The 16,881-nt window shown below is 33.9% G+C and carries 16 protein-coding genes; 9 read left to right on the top strand and 7 right to left on the bottom strand.

The annotated features are described in order from the left end of the window. Window positions 1-3: 3 nt before the first annotated feature. Genes rsmI through Q1A73_RS09595 form a run of 3 tightly spaced genes read right to left on the bottom strand, consistent with a single transcriptional unit; the run spans window position 4 to window position 1,885 of the window. Window positions 4-675 carry a 16S rRNA (cytidine(1402)-2'-O)-methyltransferase gene (rsmI, locus tag Q1A73_RS09605; RefSeq protein WP_299604732.1) on the bottom strand — a complete coding sequence of 224 codons (672 nt, stop codon included), beginning with the start codon at window positions 673-675 and terminating at the stop codon, window positions 4-6. 7 nt (window positions 676-682) lie between these two features. Continuing rightward, on the bottom strand, window positions 683-1,030 hold the full coding sequence (locus Q1A73_RS09600; protein WP_299604730.1) for a DoxX family protein: 348 nt from the start codon (window positions 1,028-1,030) through the stop codon (window positions 683-685). 54 nt (window positions 1,031-1,084) lie between these two features. Beyond that, window positions 1,085-1,885 carry a hypothetical protein gene (locus Q1A73_RS09595; protein WP_299604727.1) on the bottom strand — a complete coding sequence of 267 codons (801 nt, stop codon included), beginning with the start codon at window positions 1,883-1,885 and terminating at the stop codon, window positions 1,085-1,087. 172 nt (window positions 1,886-2,057) lie between these two features. Here Q1A73_RS09595 and Q1A73_RS09590 point away from each other — a divergent pair, with 172 nt between their 5' ends. From Q1A73_RS09590 to Q1A73_RS09575, 4 genes are all read left to right on the top strand, one after another. Beyond that, entirely contained in the window at window positions 2,058-2,705 is a 648-nt protein-coding gene (locus Q1A73_RS09590; protein ID WP_299604725.1) for a thymidine kinase, read from the top strand. Further along, the gene (gene alr / locus Q1A73_RS09585; protein ID WP_299604722.1) at window positions 2,698-3,810 is read left to right on the top strand and encodes an alanine racemase; all 1,113 of its coding nucleotides are present in this window, start codon (window positions 2,698-2,700) and stop codon (window positions 3,808-3,810) included. The genes Q1A73_RS09590 and alr overlap by 8 nt, the downstream gene beginning before the upstream one ends. Before the next feature lie 100 nt (window positions 3,811-3,910). Next, on the top strand, window positions 3,911-4,327 hold the full coding sequence (gene mscL, locus Q1A73_RS09580; protein WP_299604719.1) for a large conductance mechanosensitive channel protein MscL: 417 nt from the start codon (window positions 3,911-3,913) through the stop codon (window positions 4,325-4,327). 230 nt (window positions 4,328-4,557) lie between these two features. Next, window positions 4,558-5,550 carry an aspartate-semialdehyde dehydrogenase gene (locus Q1A73_RS09575; protein ID WP_299604716.1) on the top strand — a complete coding sequence of 331 codons (993 nt, stop codon included), beginning with the start codon at window positions 4,558-4,560 and terminating at the stop codon, window positions 5,548-5,550. Window positions 5,551-5,627: 77 nt separating this feature from the next. On the opposite strand, the gene Q1A73_RS09570 is transcribed toward Q1A73_RS09575, so the two are convergent. Beyond that, a complete protein-coding gene (locus Q1A73_RS09570; protein ID WP_299604713.1) occupies window positions 5,628-8,174 on the bottom strand; it encodes a M14 metallopeptidase family protein in 2,547 nt (848 codons plus the stop codon). Between the two features lie 143 nt (window positions 8,175-8,317). Here Q1A73_RS09570 and Q1A73_RS09565 point away from each other — a divergent pair, with 143 nt between their 5' ends. The 4 genes from Q1A73_RS09565 to Q1A73_RS09550 all read left to right on the top strand — a co-directional run bounded on the left by Q1A73_RS09565 (window position 8,318) and on the right by Q1A73_RS09550 (window position 13,970). Next, a complete protein-coding gene (locus Q1A73_RS09565) occupies window positions 8,318-8,689 on the top strand; it encodes a DoxX family protein (protein ID WP_299604710.1) in 372 nt (123 codons plus the stop codon). 269 nt (window positions 8,690-8,958) lie between these two features. Beyond that, a complete protein-coding gene (locus Q1A73_RS09560; protein ID WP_299604708.1) occupies window positions 8,959-11,127 on the top strand; it encodes a prolyl oligopeptidase family serine peptidase in 2,169 nt (722 codons plus the stop codon). 180 nt (window positions 11,128-11,307) lie between these two features. After that, window positions 11,308-12,282: an ABC transporter ATP-binding protein gene (locus Q1A73_RS09555; RefSeq protein ID WP_299604705.1), complete on the top strand. Its 975-nt coding sequence runs from the start codon at window positions 11,308-11,310 to the stop codon at window positions 12,280-12,282. A 170-nt stretch (window positions 12,283-12,452) separates the two neighbouring features. Further along, window positions 12,453-13,970, top strand: a complete 1,518-nt coding sequence (locus tag Q1A73_RS09550; protein WP_299604702.1) for an Ig-like domain-containing protein — start codon at window positions 12,453-12,455, stop codon at window positions 13,968-13,970. Window positions 13,971-14,051: 81 nt separating this feature from the next. Here Q1A73_RS09550 and Q1A73_RS09545 read toward each other — a convergent pair whose 3' ends face one another. From Q1A73_RS09545 to Q1A73_RS09535, 3 genes are all read right to left on the bottom strand, one after another. Next, on the bottom strand, window positions 14,052-14,816 hold the full coding sequence (locus Q1A73_RS09545) for a UDP-2,3-diacylglucosamine diphosphatase (protein ID WP_299606329.1): 765 nt from the start codon (window positions 14,814-14,816) through the stop codon (window positions 14,052-14,054). Window positions 14,817-14,862: 46 nt separating this feature from the next. Continuing rightward, window positions 14,863-15,318, bottom strand: coding sequence for a 6-carboxytetrahydropterin synthase (locus Q1A73_RS09540; protein WP_299604700.1), 456 nt, complete (start codon window positions 15,316-15,318; stop codon window positions 14,863-14,865). A gap of 71 nt (window positions 15,319-15,389) precedes the next feature. Next, window positions 15,390-15,740 (bottom strand): helix-turn-helix domain-containing protein, encoded by a 351-nt coding sequence (locus Q1A73_RS09535; protein WP_299604697.1) that lies wholly within the window; start codon window positions 15,738-15,740, stop codon window positions 15,390-15,392. Window positions 15,741-15,864: 124 nt separating this feature from the next. On the opposite strand from Q1A73_RS09535, the gene Q1A73_RS09530 reads away from it, so the two are divergent. Continuing rightward, window positions 15,865-16,710, top strand: a complete 846-nt coding sequence (locus tag Q1A73_RS09530) for an NmrA family NAD(P)-binding protein (protein ID WP_299604694.1) — start codon at window positions 15,865-15,867, stop codon at window positions 16,708-16,710. Window positions 16,711-16,881: the final 171 nt, after the last annotated feature.

Here is a 16,881-nt window from a genome sequence, read left to right as displayed (position 1 = left end):
GTTTTATTTTTTTCCAGCAATTACAATAACAATTTCTCCTTTAGGTGGTTTTATCTCGAAATGCGACAATACTTCCTTTGCCGTTCCTCTTACTGTTTCTTCATGAAGTTTACTTAGTTCTCTGGATACCGAAACCATGCGGTCCTCGCCAAAATAGGTTACAAAGTTTCCTAAAGTTTTTATGAGCTTATGAGGTGATTCATAAAATATCATAGTTCTACTCTCTTCTGCAAGCAGCTGTAATCGAGTTTGTCTTCCTTTCTTAACTGGAAGAAATCCTTCAAACACAAACTTATCATTAGGTAATCCACTATTTACCAAAGCAGGCACAAATGCTGTCGCTCCTGGCAAACATTCTACTGGAATTGCATTTTCTACACAAGCTCTTGTGAGCAAAAATCCAGGATCACTAATCGCAGGTGTTCCTGCATCACTGATTAAAGCAATGGAATCCCCACTTTGCAATCTTCTTACAATACTGTCTACCGTTTTATGTTCATTATGCATATGGTGACTTTGCATAGGTGTCACTATCTCATAATGCTTCAGTAGTTTACCACTGGTACGCGTATCTTCGGCAAGAATGAGATCAACTTCTTTGAGCACTTTGATAGCTCTAAAAGTCATATCCTCGAGATTACCAATGGGTGTGGGAACTATAAATAATTTAGACATATGAATGTTATGGTCTTACTTTTTTACCGGTAGCATATGATATTACCAGAAAAATTAATCCTAAAGTAGCAAACAGGCCCTGACCATCATCTTTCATATAATGAGCAGTAAACGCTAAAGTCATATCGAAAAAGAATCCAGCATACGCCCATTCTTTTAACCACTTAATTTTATTAGTAAGAATAACGACAATCCCGCCTATTTTGGCAATTGCTAATGGAATTACTAAATATGTTGGATAATCCAAATTTTCGAAAAAACCTCTCACCATCTCTGTTTCCCTAAAATACATCTGTGCAGAAAATAACATAATTCCACACATGGCCACAGTAGCTATCCAATAAATGATTTTCATATAAACTCTTTTAACGATGAAGAAGCTTAGTTACAAAAAAACGATATGCCTTACTTAAAATTCATATTTATTCGTAACAATTTCCATAAATCGTTCTTCGTATTCGCTTTTTCCTTCCCAATTGTTATAATCTGGTTTCACCATATTCTTTATAAACTGAGTTGCCCCACTTTTACTATTTAATGTATTTAATTGAGAAAGAACACGATTATAATCTGTAGAACTTCCATCAAACAAATGTTTTATAAAAGCTAAGCGATCATTTAATCCGATATGAATTCCTCTTTTAAGTTGGTCATTTAATGATTTAGGTTTGTCATCTTTAGTATTCAAGTTATCCAAAATTGGCATACTTTGCGGCACTGATCCTATATCTTCTTTATCATTTTTTTCATAAACCGGTTCTGATAAAGAAACATTCTCTTCTGTAAACTTAGGCGCCGGAACAAAAAGGTCTTCAGTTACTTTTTCATTAATCTTCTCGATAATAATCTCCGGTTTTTGCTCTTCTACTTCCTCCTTAGGAGCTTCGAACGTTTGATTACCCAGATTAAACATCGTCTCAGAAGGTTCTTCCACTTCCTTATTATCGTCCAAACTTATAATAGGTTTGGGTTTAACTTCCTCTACAATTTCTTCTTTAGGCTCTGACACTTTTTCGTCCTCTAAAGCGCTTGTTATCTGACCTATGGTCGGTTGTGTCCCAGCAAAATGAGATTCTGCAAAATTTAAAATACTCAATTTTTCATATAACTGTCTAGCCTCTTCCTGCAATTGCGGCAAGGTTGATCTATCTTTAAGCTGTAATATCCTATGAGCAATACTTATGAGTTCTGCTTCCAACTTCTTCTTCATAACTTTCTTATTCGTTTGGGCTATACTAGTTGTTTTTTAATAAATTTACCTCATCTTAAGAACAATACCTTCATTAAAATCAAAAATGAATATAAAAATTAGATTCATTTCCGAATTAATTAGGTTTTGTTAAGGAGTAGGGTTTCTTTTAAACGATGGTGAAAAATACAAAATGTTTCTCGAAAATACAGTAAATCATAAAGAGCAATTTGGTTGGATAGAGGTGATCTGTGGTTCGATGTTTTCGGGTAAGACCGAAGAATTGATCCGTAGACTAAAACGCGCACAATTTGCAAAACAAAAAGTAGAAATTTTTAAACCTGCAATAGATGTGCGTTATGATGACGAAATGGTAGTATCTCATGATGCTAATGAAATTCGATCTACTCCTGTTCCCGCTGCGGCGAACATCAGAATTCTAGCAGACACCTGTGATGTGGTTGGTATAGACGAAGCTCAATTTTTTGATGATGAAATAGTAAGCGTTTGTAATGATCTTGCTAATAAAGGTATTCGAGTAATTGTAGCTGGATTAGATATGGATTTTAAAGGAAATCCTTTCGGACCAATGCCTGCTCTTATGGCAACTGCAGAGTATGTAACAAAAGTACACGCCGTTTGCACACGTACGGGAAATCTAGCACAGTACAGTTACAGAAAATCCAAAAAGGATGATCTTGTACTGCTAGGAGAAACAGATGAGTATGAACCTTTAAGTCGTGCAGCATATTATAAAGCTTCTCTAAAAGAAAAAGTGAAAGGGATAGAGGTAACAGACCCGAAAGAATTAAATAAAAACTCAGAAAAACCAGATGAGTAAGGTAAAAGAAACCGTTCTTGAAATTAATCTGGTTCATCTTACTCATAATTACAACTATCTAAAAAGTAAGCTACAGCCAGAGGTTAAATTATTAGCTGTTGTAAAAGCTGCTGGTTACGGAAGTGATGCTGTGATAATAGCGCGACATCTCGAAAAAATTGGAGTTGATTATTTCGCTGTTGCCTATGTTTCGGAAGGTATTGCTTTGCGCGAAGCTGGAATAAAAACACCAATTTTGGTATTACATCCTCAACCCGTAAATTTCGCTTCAGCAATAAAATACAATCTTGAACCAAATATATATAGCCCTCGAATTTTAAAAGAATTTATTATAGTAGCTGAATCAGAAAATCAAAAAGGATATCCAGTACACCTAAAATTTAATACTGGATTAAATAGATTAGGCTTTTGGGAAAATGATGTAGACTATATTATGGATACGCTAGAAGCAACAGAATCTATTAAAATACAATCAATATTATCCCACCTTGCTGCTAGTGAAGATCATAACGAAAAAGAGTTTACCATCACTCAAATTAATTCTTTTAAGAAAACATCTTCGGAAATTATTAAAAGACTTGGCTATAAACCCATAGTACACCAATGTAATACTTCGGGAATATTAAACTATCCCGAAGCTCATTTTACTATGGTTCGTACAGGAATTGGTTTATACGGCTACGGAAATGAAGATATTTATGATCGCCATCTCAAACCAGTAGCTTCCTTAAAATCTGTTATTTCACAAATTCATACGTTAGAACCAGGAGAAACACTAGGATATAACAGAGCCTATACGTCTGAAGGATATACTAAAACTGCTACCATTCCCTTAGGACATGCAGATGGTATTGGCAGACATTATGGAAACAAAAATGGGTTTTTCACCGTAAATGGGCAAAAAGCATATATAGTGGGTAATGTATGTATGGATATGATTATGATAGACGTTACGGGTATAGATTGCAAAGAAGGAGATGAAGTGATCATCTTTGATCATACAGATACAGCAGCATCTATTGCCGAAAATGCTGGAACCATCTCTTATGAGTTACTTACAGCTATCTCTCCAAGAGTAAAACGTGTTGTTATCGACAATAATTGATCTTCGTCGAAAAAAAGCCTTTACAGACTATAATTAATACCAAATTTGTTTCTTAATTTTTGTTAAATTAGTAGCATACTAATTATCTAAACTAAATAAAATGGGATTTTTTAAGGATTTTAAATCTTTCTTACTAAAAGGAGATATCGTATCATTAGCTACTGCTGTAGTAATTGGAGGAGCATTTAATAAAATTGTAGGTTCTGCCGTTGCCGATATCATTATGCCAATTGTTGGTATTATAACAGGAGGAACTGATTTTACACAAAAATTCATCGCGTTAGATGGCGGAGAGTATGCTAATCTAGCAGCAGCTAAAGAAGCTGGAGCAGCTGTAATGACCTATGGGAATTTAATCCAAGCGATTATAAATTTCATTATAGTGGGTCTTTTTATCTTTATCGTTCTTAAAGCTTACGAAAAAAGCAAGAAAAAAGAGGAAGAAGCAGCACCGGCACCAGCAGGTCCTACTCAGGAAGAATTACTTGCTGAAATCAGAGATTTACTTAAAAAATAAATCATACTCTAAATTTGAATTATCTATAGCTACCGCTATACTACATATTCTAACTAAACCGCTCTCTAAAGGAGCGGTTCTTTTTACAGTTTGTATATTATATAACAAATTGTTTAAATCAATATTATTTCAGTAAAAACTATAATTCTATTATAAATAATCTACACCTTTGCTGGAATTAAAAAAAGACCGATTTTTGTGTCTCTAAAAGTCATTAATAAATAAAGCTGATGAAAGTAGCTGTTGTAGGTGCCACAGGTTTAGTAGGTACCGTAATGTTAAAAGTATTAGAAGAACGTAATTTTCCTGTATCAGAATTAATTCCTGTTGCCTCAGAAAGATCTGTAGGAAAAAAAATATCTTATAAAGATCAAGAATATACGGTTGTTGGTCTTGCCACTGCTGTAGAAATGAAACCTGATGTGGCTTTATTTTCTGCTGGAGGAAGTACTTCTTTAGAATGGGCTCCTAAATTTGCTGAAGCAGGAATTACTGTAATCGATAATTCTTCTGCTTGGAGAATGGATCCTACTAAAAAATTAGTGGTACCAGAAATTAATGCAAAAGATTTAACTAAAGACGATAAGATTATTGCTAATCCTAATTGTTCTACCATACAATTAGTAATGGCACTTGGTCCATTACACTCAAAATATGGAATCAAGCGTGCTATTATATCTACGTATCAGTCTATCACTGGTACTGGAGTAAAAGCTGTGCAACAATTAGAAAATGAATATGCTGGCGAAAAAGGAGAAATGGCGTATCCCTATCCAATACATCGAAACGCAATTCCACATTGTGATGTGTTCCAGGAAAATGGATATACTAAAGAAGAGATGAAGCTCGTGAATGAGACTCAAAAAATTCTTGATGACAGAACCATTGCTGTAACCGCAACTGCTATTCGTATCCCAGTGGTTGGAGGACATAGCGAAAGTGTAAACCTTGAGTTTGAAAATGAATTTCAAGAAAGTGATATTCGTAAAATTTTAAGTGATACTTCTGGCGTAACAGTACAAGATAATCCAGATACGAATACGTACCCAATGCCGATTTATGCAGAAGGAAAAAATGATGTTTTTGTTGGAAGAATTAGAAGAGATCACTCCAGAGAAAATGCTTTAAACATGTGGATTGTAGCTGATAACCTTCGAAAAGGAGCTGCTACTAATGCTGTTCAAATTGGAGAATATCTGGTAGAAAATAAATTAATAGGTTAAGTAACCAACTATTTTTATAAAAAACCCTTGTTATGATTCTATAACAAGGGTTTTCTCCTTATAATAATATAAATCTCTTATTCTCTTACATTCGGAACATAAATATGTTTCCCAAAAAATAAAGCATTCAGGAATAAACGATCTGTTCCATACCATGAACCTCTGAAGTTAGGATTATCCGCGAATAAAATTACTCTACCACTTCCTATACTACTTACCACAATAGAGGCAGAAGGTTTTAAATAATTCTCATAATTATTGCTAGAGATATACCCATCGATATGTGCATTTTCCGTGTATTTGGCTACTGTAGCATAAGGGTTCTTACTAGGAGTAATAAAAACCGAATTATTCTTATAAACAGGAACTGATTTATTCCTATAACCAAAACCTAATGGATGCGTTATATCCAAATCAACTTCAAAAATAGCTCCTCCTACACGCTCTCTACCAATATTTTCACCTGCGTCTACATATGGTAATCGTTTTGTGATTTTTTGTTTAGTACTATCTTTTGCTTTTGTAGTAAGCACTTCATTCACCACTTTCTTATCAATAGCCCATTTAGAAGCATTACCAATAGTAACCAAGGTGTTTCCATAAGAAACCCACTCTTTTATCCTTTTCTGCTGAAGAGAATCTAATTGATGATATCTTCCAGAGACCATTACTAATGTATTATAGTCCTTTAATGGCACTGAATTAAACATATTTAATTTTAGCTTAGTAATAGGCATATGAACTCTTGTGTCCAATAGATGCCATACTTCACCTGCTTCATAAGAGTATACACCATCTCCTATTAGCAATAAGGCCTTTGGTGTATCCAATTTTCTAAAATTACCACTTCCTAAATCAATTCCTGAAGTACTAAATCCGGTTTCCGTACTATAGATTGGTACATTAAATTTTTCCTGAGCATTTTTTAAAATACGAAACACTTCATCTTTATTCTTTTTCTGTTTGCTTACAGGAATAAGAATACTTCCATAATTAAAACTCCTATTTCCTTCAGAAGTTTTGATGGTAAAAGGTTTAAAAGCTGATGCCACAAGCAATCCTTTAGACTGCATATAATATAAAGCTGCTGAGGCATTATAATCGTCCCAATCTAAAATATAGGCATAGTTGGATTTTGAAAAATTCGAAGTTTTTACAATTCCATCGGTACTCGTTACTTCAGCTCCGGTACGTAAGGACTTTACTCCTTTGTATTTCATATTGTAAAAATTAGCCAAACTCCAAGCAGAGGCATCATAAAAAACACTATCTCTATATTTATTATAAGTTTCAAAAACAGTTTGCACCATTCTCTTTTGAGGTTGTTTTACAGGAACAACATATCGATCACCGCTCTTATATACCTTGATTTTATGAAGTAATAATTTATCTATAAAAGCTTTGTTTCTATTTTGATCATAAAGGTCTCCAAATTCATATCCTGCAAAACCATTTTTAGAAGTACCTGCTTCCGAAGATATAAAAAAATCTTGCTGATATTTACGCAAGGTTGCTTTATTCTCTACCGCAGCTTTTATTGTTGCCATGCTAGAAACGTACTGATTACGAATCGTGAAAGGAAAGGAAATGGTGCCATATTGGGTTTTCTGCAAATGACCTCTGGAACTTGCCTGTTCAAATAGCAAAGCTAAAGCACCTTGCAAATCCGGATATGAAGATCCATAACCAGGATATGTTCCATCGAATGCTTCTTTGGTAAAATAAAAAGATCCTATTCGATCCAAAGCACTCGAAAAATAAGGTGCAAATAGATTATTTAAATCTTCATAATTTTCTTTAGGCATTATGGGATCCAAAGAACCAATTGGCTTCATGGGTTCGAAAAAATAGGTGCTATTTGTTCCCATCTCATGGAAATCAGTTACTACATTAGGATACCATTCGTGATACCAAGTTAATTTTCCACGACTTTCTGGATGAATTCCTAATAACCAATCTCTATTAAGATCAAACCAATAATGATTAGTTCTTCCACGAGGCCAAGTTTCATTATGCTCTGCATCAAAAGGATCACTTACCAGCGGTGACCCTTTAAACTGGTTTGCCCATTGCGTATGTCGATCACGTCCATCCGGATTTATAGTCGGATCAATAAATACAACTGCATTCTCTAAATACGTTTGTACTTCTGGGCTATTAGATGCCACTAATGTATATGCTGTTAATAATGCTGCTTCGCCTCCAGAGGGCTCATTACCATGAACATTATATCCCAATTGTATAAAAACTGGCACCTCATCATAATTAGTAGGATTGTTTGCAGGTTTTGTAAAAGCTAAATGCTTTTTTTTAAGATCCTCTAGGTTATTTAAGTTTTTTGGTTTAGAAATAGTGAGTATGATCAATTTTCTATTCTCATAAGTTTTCCCATAGGTTTGTATAGATGCCCGATCCGATAATTCTGCCAATTTGGTAAAATAGGCTACAATTTGATCATGTCTGGTATGCTGATCTCCTACTGGGTATCCCAAAAACTCTTCGGGTGTAGGAATTTCAGATAAAAAAGGCGCTTTATCTTTCAAAAAATAGTCTTGCCCAAATGTGGGAAATAACATTAAAAAATAGATCAAAGAAGTGAGTACTAGAAGTTGTGTGAGCTTCATTATAGTAATATTAAAAATTAAGTTAATTAGTTCTTTTTCAGAAAGTGTAAGATATTTTTTTAGCTCCGGTTTACAACAACATTTGTAAGGTTTTTAACATTTCTCCTTCTAATACCTCAACTTAATCATAAATAAATACAACAATGAATACTAAAATAATTTTAGCCTTAAGAATATTATTAGGAGCCTTATTGATCATTTTTGGAAGTAATAAATTTATAGGCTTTTTACCAGATTTTGAATTTGCAAATCCAGAAGCTGGTGTTCTTTTTGGAGCATTAGCCAATAGTTATATTCTTAAAACTGTTGGACTCATAGAAATCCTAGTTGGTCTTTTATTAGTAAGCAAAAAAGCAGTGCCATTTGCTTTGGTACTAATGGCTCCAATCTCTGTAAATATTATATTATTTCATGCTACTTTGGATCCAGCAAATATAGGCCCTGGAGCATTTGTTTTTCTTGCGAATGCTTTTTTAATATATAAGAATTGGAATGCTTACAAAAGTATGTTCTAATCAACTACTTATAAACTTTTTACTAGTATAAAAGTAATTTTTTTCGTTTCTTAGAGGACGGAATTTTCCGACTGCTCTACTACAATGATCAACCGAGTTGCTAAACCCCAAAGCAACGCTTTAAATGTGTAATCACTATATGATCGTCGTTAGAGCAGTTTTTTTATATTTTATTTAGCACTTTTCGGGAATAAGTTTTAATAGTTTTGTGACCTGCCTACCCTTTTGTTTAAGTACTATTATAGTATGAATTTATAAATTAGCTCATCATGAAAAAAACTTTCTTATTAGTTTGTTCGATTGTATCTTTAATTGGATGCAAAAACGAAACAAAAGAAGAAACTACCAAAACCACGATTGCATTGAATTATCCAGAAACTAAAAAAGTCGATACAGTAAACACCTATTTCGAAACAGAAGTTAAAGACCCTTACCGATGGTTAGAAGATGATAGAAGTAAAGAAACCGAAGATTGGGTTAGTGCACAAAACAAGGTTACTTTTGGATATTTAGATAATATTCCTTTCAGAGATCAACTAAAAAAACGTCTTTCTAGTTTATGGAATTACGAAAAAGTAGGAGCTCCATTTAAGGAAGGTGATTATAGTTATTTTTATAAAAACGATGGTTTACAAAATCAATATGTAATTTATAGATTTAAAGAAGAAGGTGATACACCTGAAGTTTTTTTAGATCCAAATACTTTTAGCAAAGATGGAACTACTTCTTTAGGAGGTATTAGTTTTTCTGAAAACGGGAAATTACTGGCCTATTCTATTTCTGAAGGTGGTAGTGACTGGAGAAAAGTCATTGTTAAAGATGTAGAAACCAAAGAAATTGTAGAAGACACTCTTGTAGATGTCAAATTCTCCGGAATGTCATGGAAAGGAAATGAAGGTTTTTATTATTCTAGCTATGATAAGCCTGAGGGAAGTGAGTTATCAGCTAAAACAGATCAACATAAAGTTTACTATCACAAACTAGGAACTCCACAAAAAGAAGATCAACTCATATTTGGTGGAACACCAGAAGAAAAACACCGCTATATTGGCGGAAATGTTACTAAAGATAATCGTTACCTGATTATTTCTGCAAGTACATCTACGTCTGGAAACAAGCTTTTTATAAAAGACCTTACGAAACCTAATAGTAAATTAGTTACTATTTTAGATAATACAGAAAGTGATACCTATATCATAGAAAATGTTGGATCTAAACTTTTCTTAGTAACCAATTTAAATGCACCGAATAGAAGAATCGTAACTGTTGACGCTGCTAATCCTACTCCAGAAAACTGGAAAGACTTTATTCCTGAGACAGAAAATGTATTGAGCCCTAGTAAAGGTGGTGGATATTTCTTTGCAGAATATATGGTAGATGCAGTATCCAAAGTTTTACAATATGATTATGAAGGCAAATTAGTTCGCGATGTTGAGCTACCAGGTGTAGGAAGCGTTGGAGGTTTCGGAGCTAAAAAAGAAGAAAAAGAACTATATTATTCTTTTACGAATTATAAAACTCCAGGAAGCATCTATAAATATAATATTGCTGAAGGTACTTCTGAGTTATACCGTAAACCTAAAATAGATTTTAATCCAGACGATTACGAAAGTAAACAAGTATTTTATAATTCTAAAGATGGTACTAAAGTTCCTATGATTATTACCTATAAAAAAGGAACAGAACTTACAGGAAAAAATCCAACCATTTTATATGGATATGGTGGTTTTAATATCTCTCTTACTCCTTCCTTTAGCATCGCTAATGCAGTATGGATGGAGCAAGGCGGTATCTATGCGGTAGCAAATCTAAGAGGTGGTGGTGAATACGGTAAAAAATGGCATGTAGCTGGAACTAAAATGCAGAAACAAAATGTATTTGATGACTTTATTGCGGCTGCAGAATATTTAATCGAAAACAAATATACTTCTAGTGATTATCTAGCGATACGAGGAGGTTCTAATGGTGGATTATTAGTAGGAGCAACAATGACACAACGCCCAGATTTAATGAAAGTAGCTTTACCTGCTGTGGGAGTTCTAGACATGTTACGCTATCATACCTTTACTGCTGGTGCTGGTTGGGCGTATGATTATGGAACCGCAGAAGACGACAAACAAATGTTTGAATACCTAAAAGGATACTCTCCTGTACACAATGTAAAAGAAGGTGTATCCTATCCAGCAACAATGGTTACCACTGGAGATCATGATGACCGTGTAGTACCTGCACATTCTTTTAAGTTTGCTGCAGAACTACAGGCTAAACAAAAGGGTTCGAATCCTACCTTGATCAGAATTGAAACCAATGCAGGTCATGGAGCAGGAACACCTGTAAAAAAGACCATAGAACAATATGCTGATATTTTTAGCTTTACGCTTTTTAATATGGGATATGAAGTTTTACCAGAACAAGTAAATGAAGAAGTAAAAGGATAAAACCTATTAATTATTCTCTATAAAAATAAAGAATCCGTTTTCTAAAAAGAAACGGATTTTTTTATTGAAGTTATTTATATTTGAAATAAGCCGTAAAAATTATGGCAAAACATACCTTGAGCGATTTTTTGGTGATTCCATCTGACAACCAAAAAACAACACATATAAAACAGATGAAATATGCTAACAGTTGAAAACCTATCCTTTGCTTACGATACCATTCCAGTGCTAAAAAATATAAGTTTTACTATCCAAAAAGGACAGCATATTGCTCTTATCGGTGCTAGTGGTTGTGGAAAAAGTACTTTATTAAAAATTATCTATGGTCTTATGGATGTGGATGAGGGTACTCTTTTTTGGGATGATCAGCAAATTTTAGGTCCAGCTTATAATTTAGTTCCAGGACAAGAAAATATGAAATTTCTTTCTCAAGGTTTCGAATTACAAGCCTTTAGAACCGTTGAAGAAAATATCGGTCAATATTTATCTAATTTCGAACCTGAATTAAAACGAGGACGAGTAAATGAACTGTTAGAAATTGTAGAGATGACTTCTTTTGCCAATACAAAAGTAGAAAACCTAAGTGGTGGTCAAAAACAAAGAGTCGCACTAGCTAAGGCGCTTGCCAATAGACCGGAAGTATTATTACTAGATGAACCTTTTGGAAATATTGATAATTTTAGACGTAGTTCGCTAAGAAGAAATCTTTTTGCCTATCTAAAAAGAAATAAAATTACTAGTATCACTGCTACCCATGACAAAACCGATATCCTTTCCTTTGCAGAAGAAACCATCGTAATTCATAATGGTGAAATCATTGAAAAAGGAAATACACTAAATATCTATAACAATCCTAAAAACTACTATATCGCATCACTTTTTGGCGAGGTAAATGAATTACCTATCCAAAGTGTACTTCCAGAAAAACAAGACTCAGGTACCTTACTTTTCTATCCTCATGAATTACAGATTGTAGATAACGCTACTTTAACAGCAAAAGTAAAAAAGTCATATTTTAACGGAAACCATTATCTAATCGAAGCTGTTTTTAACAACAGCATCATTTTTATTGAACATCCTAACTTTATAGAAAACTCTAAACAAATTGGGATACAAATTTCAGCAGAAATTGTGGATGCCAGACTTCAAAAGTAAATAGCCTATAAACTCCTATAAGCAACACCCACTAATTCATCCTTTACGGATTCTATTTTTCGCATCTTAGATTCACAAGGTTACAGTATCTTTAGAATTGGTCGAATTTATATTTCTTCCGAATAATTATTGTTACCTTATAACAACCTATACTTTTAAAACCAATAACTATGAAACGTAAACTATTAATTTTAAAAATATTAGCATTCCTATTTGTTGCTAATATTACCAATGCTCAGCAAAATGTACCAGATACCGGTTGTACTGGTCAGGACACCTATGATCAAGGAGTAAGAATAGTTCCTAATGCAAATTCATGGAAGGATAGTTATCAGGCAAATGGCTTTTGCTTCTGTAAATCTTCCTTTGATCATGGCGTAGGTAATTTTAAAATTACTATTAATGGACAAGGTAGAAATATCAAAGATATCTGTGATGAGCTTAAGAAACATCCTTTTTATAGAGATCTAGCCAATGGAGATCCTAGATATAATACCATACAATGTGGTAATGAACCAGGGCATGATGATGCCATTACTATACAAGGTAAGAGAATTAAAGATGAAAAAGTATGTCCTGGTCGTGTAGATCAAGGGAGCCAAGGTTGCCAATGTAAAGGCCCAAAATTTGATATGGAATGGTTAAGTTCCAGACCTAGATTTGGTGGTGGTGGAGACGGAGACAATACTGGTCCAAGTGTTTCTTTTAGTACTCCTGCAAGCAATGCTTCTTTTACAGCTCCAGCTACCTTACAAGTAATTGTAGTAGCTACAGATAGTGATGGAGTAAGTAATGTACGCCTGTACTTAAATAACTCTTTTATAAGACAAGAAAACGTAAGTCCTTATACTTGGAATAATAACAACCAAGATAATGCGCTTAAGAATTTATCGGCAGGAACGTATACATTAAAAGCAGAGGCAACAGATGCTAAAGGTGCAAAAACTACCGAAACGCTAACCTTTACCGTTGGTGATGACAATGGTGGTGGATCTAATGATGACGTTGTTTCCATTTTAGGGCAAACCATTAATAAATATGTAAGTTCAGAGAATGGTAGTGCTTCCATGAATTGTAATAGAAACTCTGTAGGAACTTTAGAGCAATTCATTATGGAACCAGCAGCAAATGGAACTGTAAGTTTTAAAGGAAATAATGGAAAATATGTTAGTTCTGAAAATGGTGGTAAACCCATGAACTGTAATAGAAATGCCGTGGGATCTTGGGAACGATTTACTTTGGAATCCTTGGGAGGAAATGTATATGCCATTAAAGGAAATAATGGAAAATATGTAAGCCATGAAAATGGTAATAAAGCTATGAATTGCAATAGAAATGCCGTAGGTCCCTGGGAACGATTTGTTATAGAAGGAGTAAGTGCTTCTAGAATACGAGAAATCACCAAAAATAGTGAAGCTAGTTATTCGGTGGATATTTATCCACTTCCTATACAATCTGATAATATAACACTTAACATCTCGTTATCTAAAAAAGTAAGTAATGCTAGCGCAGAAATTATAGACCTTAAAGGAAATCGCATTGCTTCAAAAAATCTGGGAAGTATAGCTTCTGGAACAAAATCGATACAGATGAACGACCTTAATACATCCAAATTATCAACAGGATTGTATATATTAAAAGTACGACTAGATAATACTGTAATTACTAAAAAAATAGCAAGGCAATAGTATTTCCTTGAACTTCTACCCTATAAAGCGGATAGTCACTTTATGATTATTCGCTTTTTTATTGCCTCTAAGTTTTGCAGACTACTCGGGTAAGGGATACTTTTCCAACTTCATTTCATTACCATCAAAAACAGCATAGGTATAATGTATAATCCAATCCCCTAAATTGGTATATCTGGAATTGTCTTTAAGATCAATCTCCATAGGAAGATGTCTATGACCAAAAACAAAATGATCTGTATGTTTTGTTTCCAACTTTCGCTTACAATACTGTACTAACCATTCATTGTCTTCTCCTAGAAAAGTAACGTCATCATCTCCAGAAATTAATTTATTTTTTACCGAAAGATATTGTGCTAATCGCACCCCCAAATCAGGATGCAACCATCTAAAGAACCACTTGGCGACAGGATTTGTAAACACTTTTTTCATTCGCTTGTATCCTTTATCGCCAGGACCAAGTCCATCGCCATGACCGATTAAAAAAGTAGTGTCGTTAAAGCTAAATTCTTGTGGCTGATGATATACGGGAATATTTAGTTCTTCTTCGAAATATCCATTCATCCATAGATCATGATTACCTACAAAATAGTACATCGGAATTCCTGCATCGGTAATCTCGGCGAGCTTACCTAAAGTTCTGGTAAATCCTTTAGGTATTACTGTTTTATATTCGAACCAAAAATCGAAAAGATCCCCTAATAAAAATATAGCAGCGGCATCTTGCTTTACCTCATCTAACCATTTTACAAAATTCTGCTCTCTTGGAAAGCTTTTCTCCTTTGTAGGAGCTCCCAAATGGTTATCTGATGCAAAATATATTTTCTTACCTTCCGCTAAATATATGTTTTTCATTGGATCTGTGGGATACTATAAAGTGAAAAAACAATTACTATTGATCATTATCTGAGGCAAACCATTCTGCAAAAGAAGTTTCAGTTTCTTGAAGTTTTAAGGAGTGTAACTCAATATTTTCAGGAAGTTTAGCTCTTATTTTTTTCGCGAAATCAATCACCATGTTCTCACTGGTAGGCTGGTAATCTACCAAAATGACATTATGCCCTCGTTTTTCCAACTCTTTTGCTAATTCTACATGAGGTGTGTTTTTATTAAAAACTGTGGCATGATCAAACACATCTTCGATATCTTCTTTTACAATTTTTTTTAAGTCTCCAAAATCTATTACCATCCCTAGTTTCACATGAGATGTATCTGTAATAGGTTCTCCTATAACGGTTACACTGAGCTTGTAGCTATGCCCGTGAACGTTTTTGCACTTACCGTCATATCCATAAAGTGCATGACCTGTTTCAAAAGAAAATTGTTTTGTGATTCTAATTTTACTCATTTGCGGTGATCTAACTTTTTGCAAAGTTAGTGAAGATTATCTTCTATTTTATTTTAAAAAGTAAATAACGCTTATTCATTGGTTATTGTTTGTAAATGTCCTGTACCCCAATTTGCCATTTCATTGAGTACAGGAGATAAACTTTTACCATAATCAGATAAACGATACTCTACACGTGGAGGAACTTCGGGATATATTTTCCGTATAATTATACCATCCGTTTCCAACTCTCGTAATTGCTGGGTCAACATTTTCTGAGTAATCGTTCCCAATCTTTTCTTTAATTGACCAAAACGCAATATTTCGTTGTTTTGTAATTCCCATAAAATACCAGGCTTCCATTTACCTCCAATAACGCTAAGTGTTGTCATTACCGGACATTTAATTGGACCTTCGCATTCTTTTTCTGATAAAAAACTCATAAAATTTTATTTTGAAAATACTGATAATCAATATTAGTATATAAAAAGAAACTACTGCACTTTTATGTACCTACTTGCACTAAGATACTAATGTATTTACCTTGTTACAAAAAAGATCATCATTATGTCAACTTATTTTATTACCGGTGCTACAGGTACTATAGGAAGAGAAGTAGTAAACAACCTACTTACTAAAAAGGAACAGGTAATTGCAGGTACACGAAATACTCAAAAAGTCCAAGACGTTTTTGAAAATTCGGTTACCGGAGTATACTTTGATTACGAGGATAAAACATCCTATCAAGAAGTTTTACAGTCAGATGGAATCTTCTTATTAGGTCCTCCATTAAATCCTGGGCTTTATGAATTACTAGAACCTTTTGTGGATTATTTACAAGAAAATTATAAAGGAAGACTCATATACTTATCGGGAAACGGTATGGAAAATCTTGAAGAATTACCTTTTCACAAAAAAATGGAAGAAAAATTAAGAAACTCTTCTTTACAGTGGAATATCGTACGTCCTGGATTTTTTATGCAGAATTTCGGTAATTATGAGCGAGAGAATATACAAGATCGTAACATTATCTTTTCTCCTGCTGGAGAAGGAAAATCATCCTTTGTTTCTTCGAAAGATGTAGGAAATGCTATTGCCGAATTACTAACAGATCAGAATAGGGTTAAAGAAACTCATGTCCTTACTGGAGCAAAAGCATACTCTCATTTTGATGTGGCCTCTATGCTAAGTAATCTACTGGGAAGAGAAATTACCTATCCTAATCCAGATGAAAACACCTATAAACAGGTATTAAAAGAATCTGGTGCTCCAGATTTTATTGCAGATTATATGATTCCTGTTTATGGAATGATTAAACAGGGAAAAGTAAGCGAAGTAACAACAGCTATAAAGGATCTCACAGGGCAAGAACCGGAAAGTTTAGAAGAAGTTTTAAAAAGAGATTTCTTATAAATAACCGGATATATCAGGCTGTCTAAAAAGTATTGAAAACACGTATTGTCAGTCTGAGCCTGTCGAAGACAAATTGAAAATCAACTGATTAAAAACTTCGACAAGCTCCTTTAGATTTGTTTTTTAGATATTTATGAAAGAGAAAGGAAACAAAAGTAACCTATGACAAGG

The sequence above is a fragment of the uncultured Aquimarina sp. genome, from assembly GCF_947492115.1.
In the GTDB taxonomy this organism is placed as follows: domain Bacteria; phylum Bacteroidota; class Bacteroidia; order Flavobacteriales; family Flavobacteriaceae; genus Aquimarina.
Note: the sequence above shows the minus strand (reverse complement) of the source record. Positions and strands in the feature narration are given on the sequence as shown.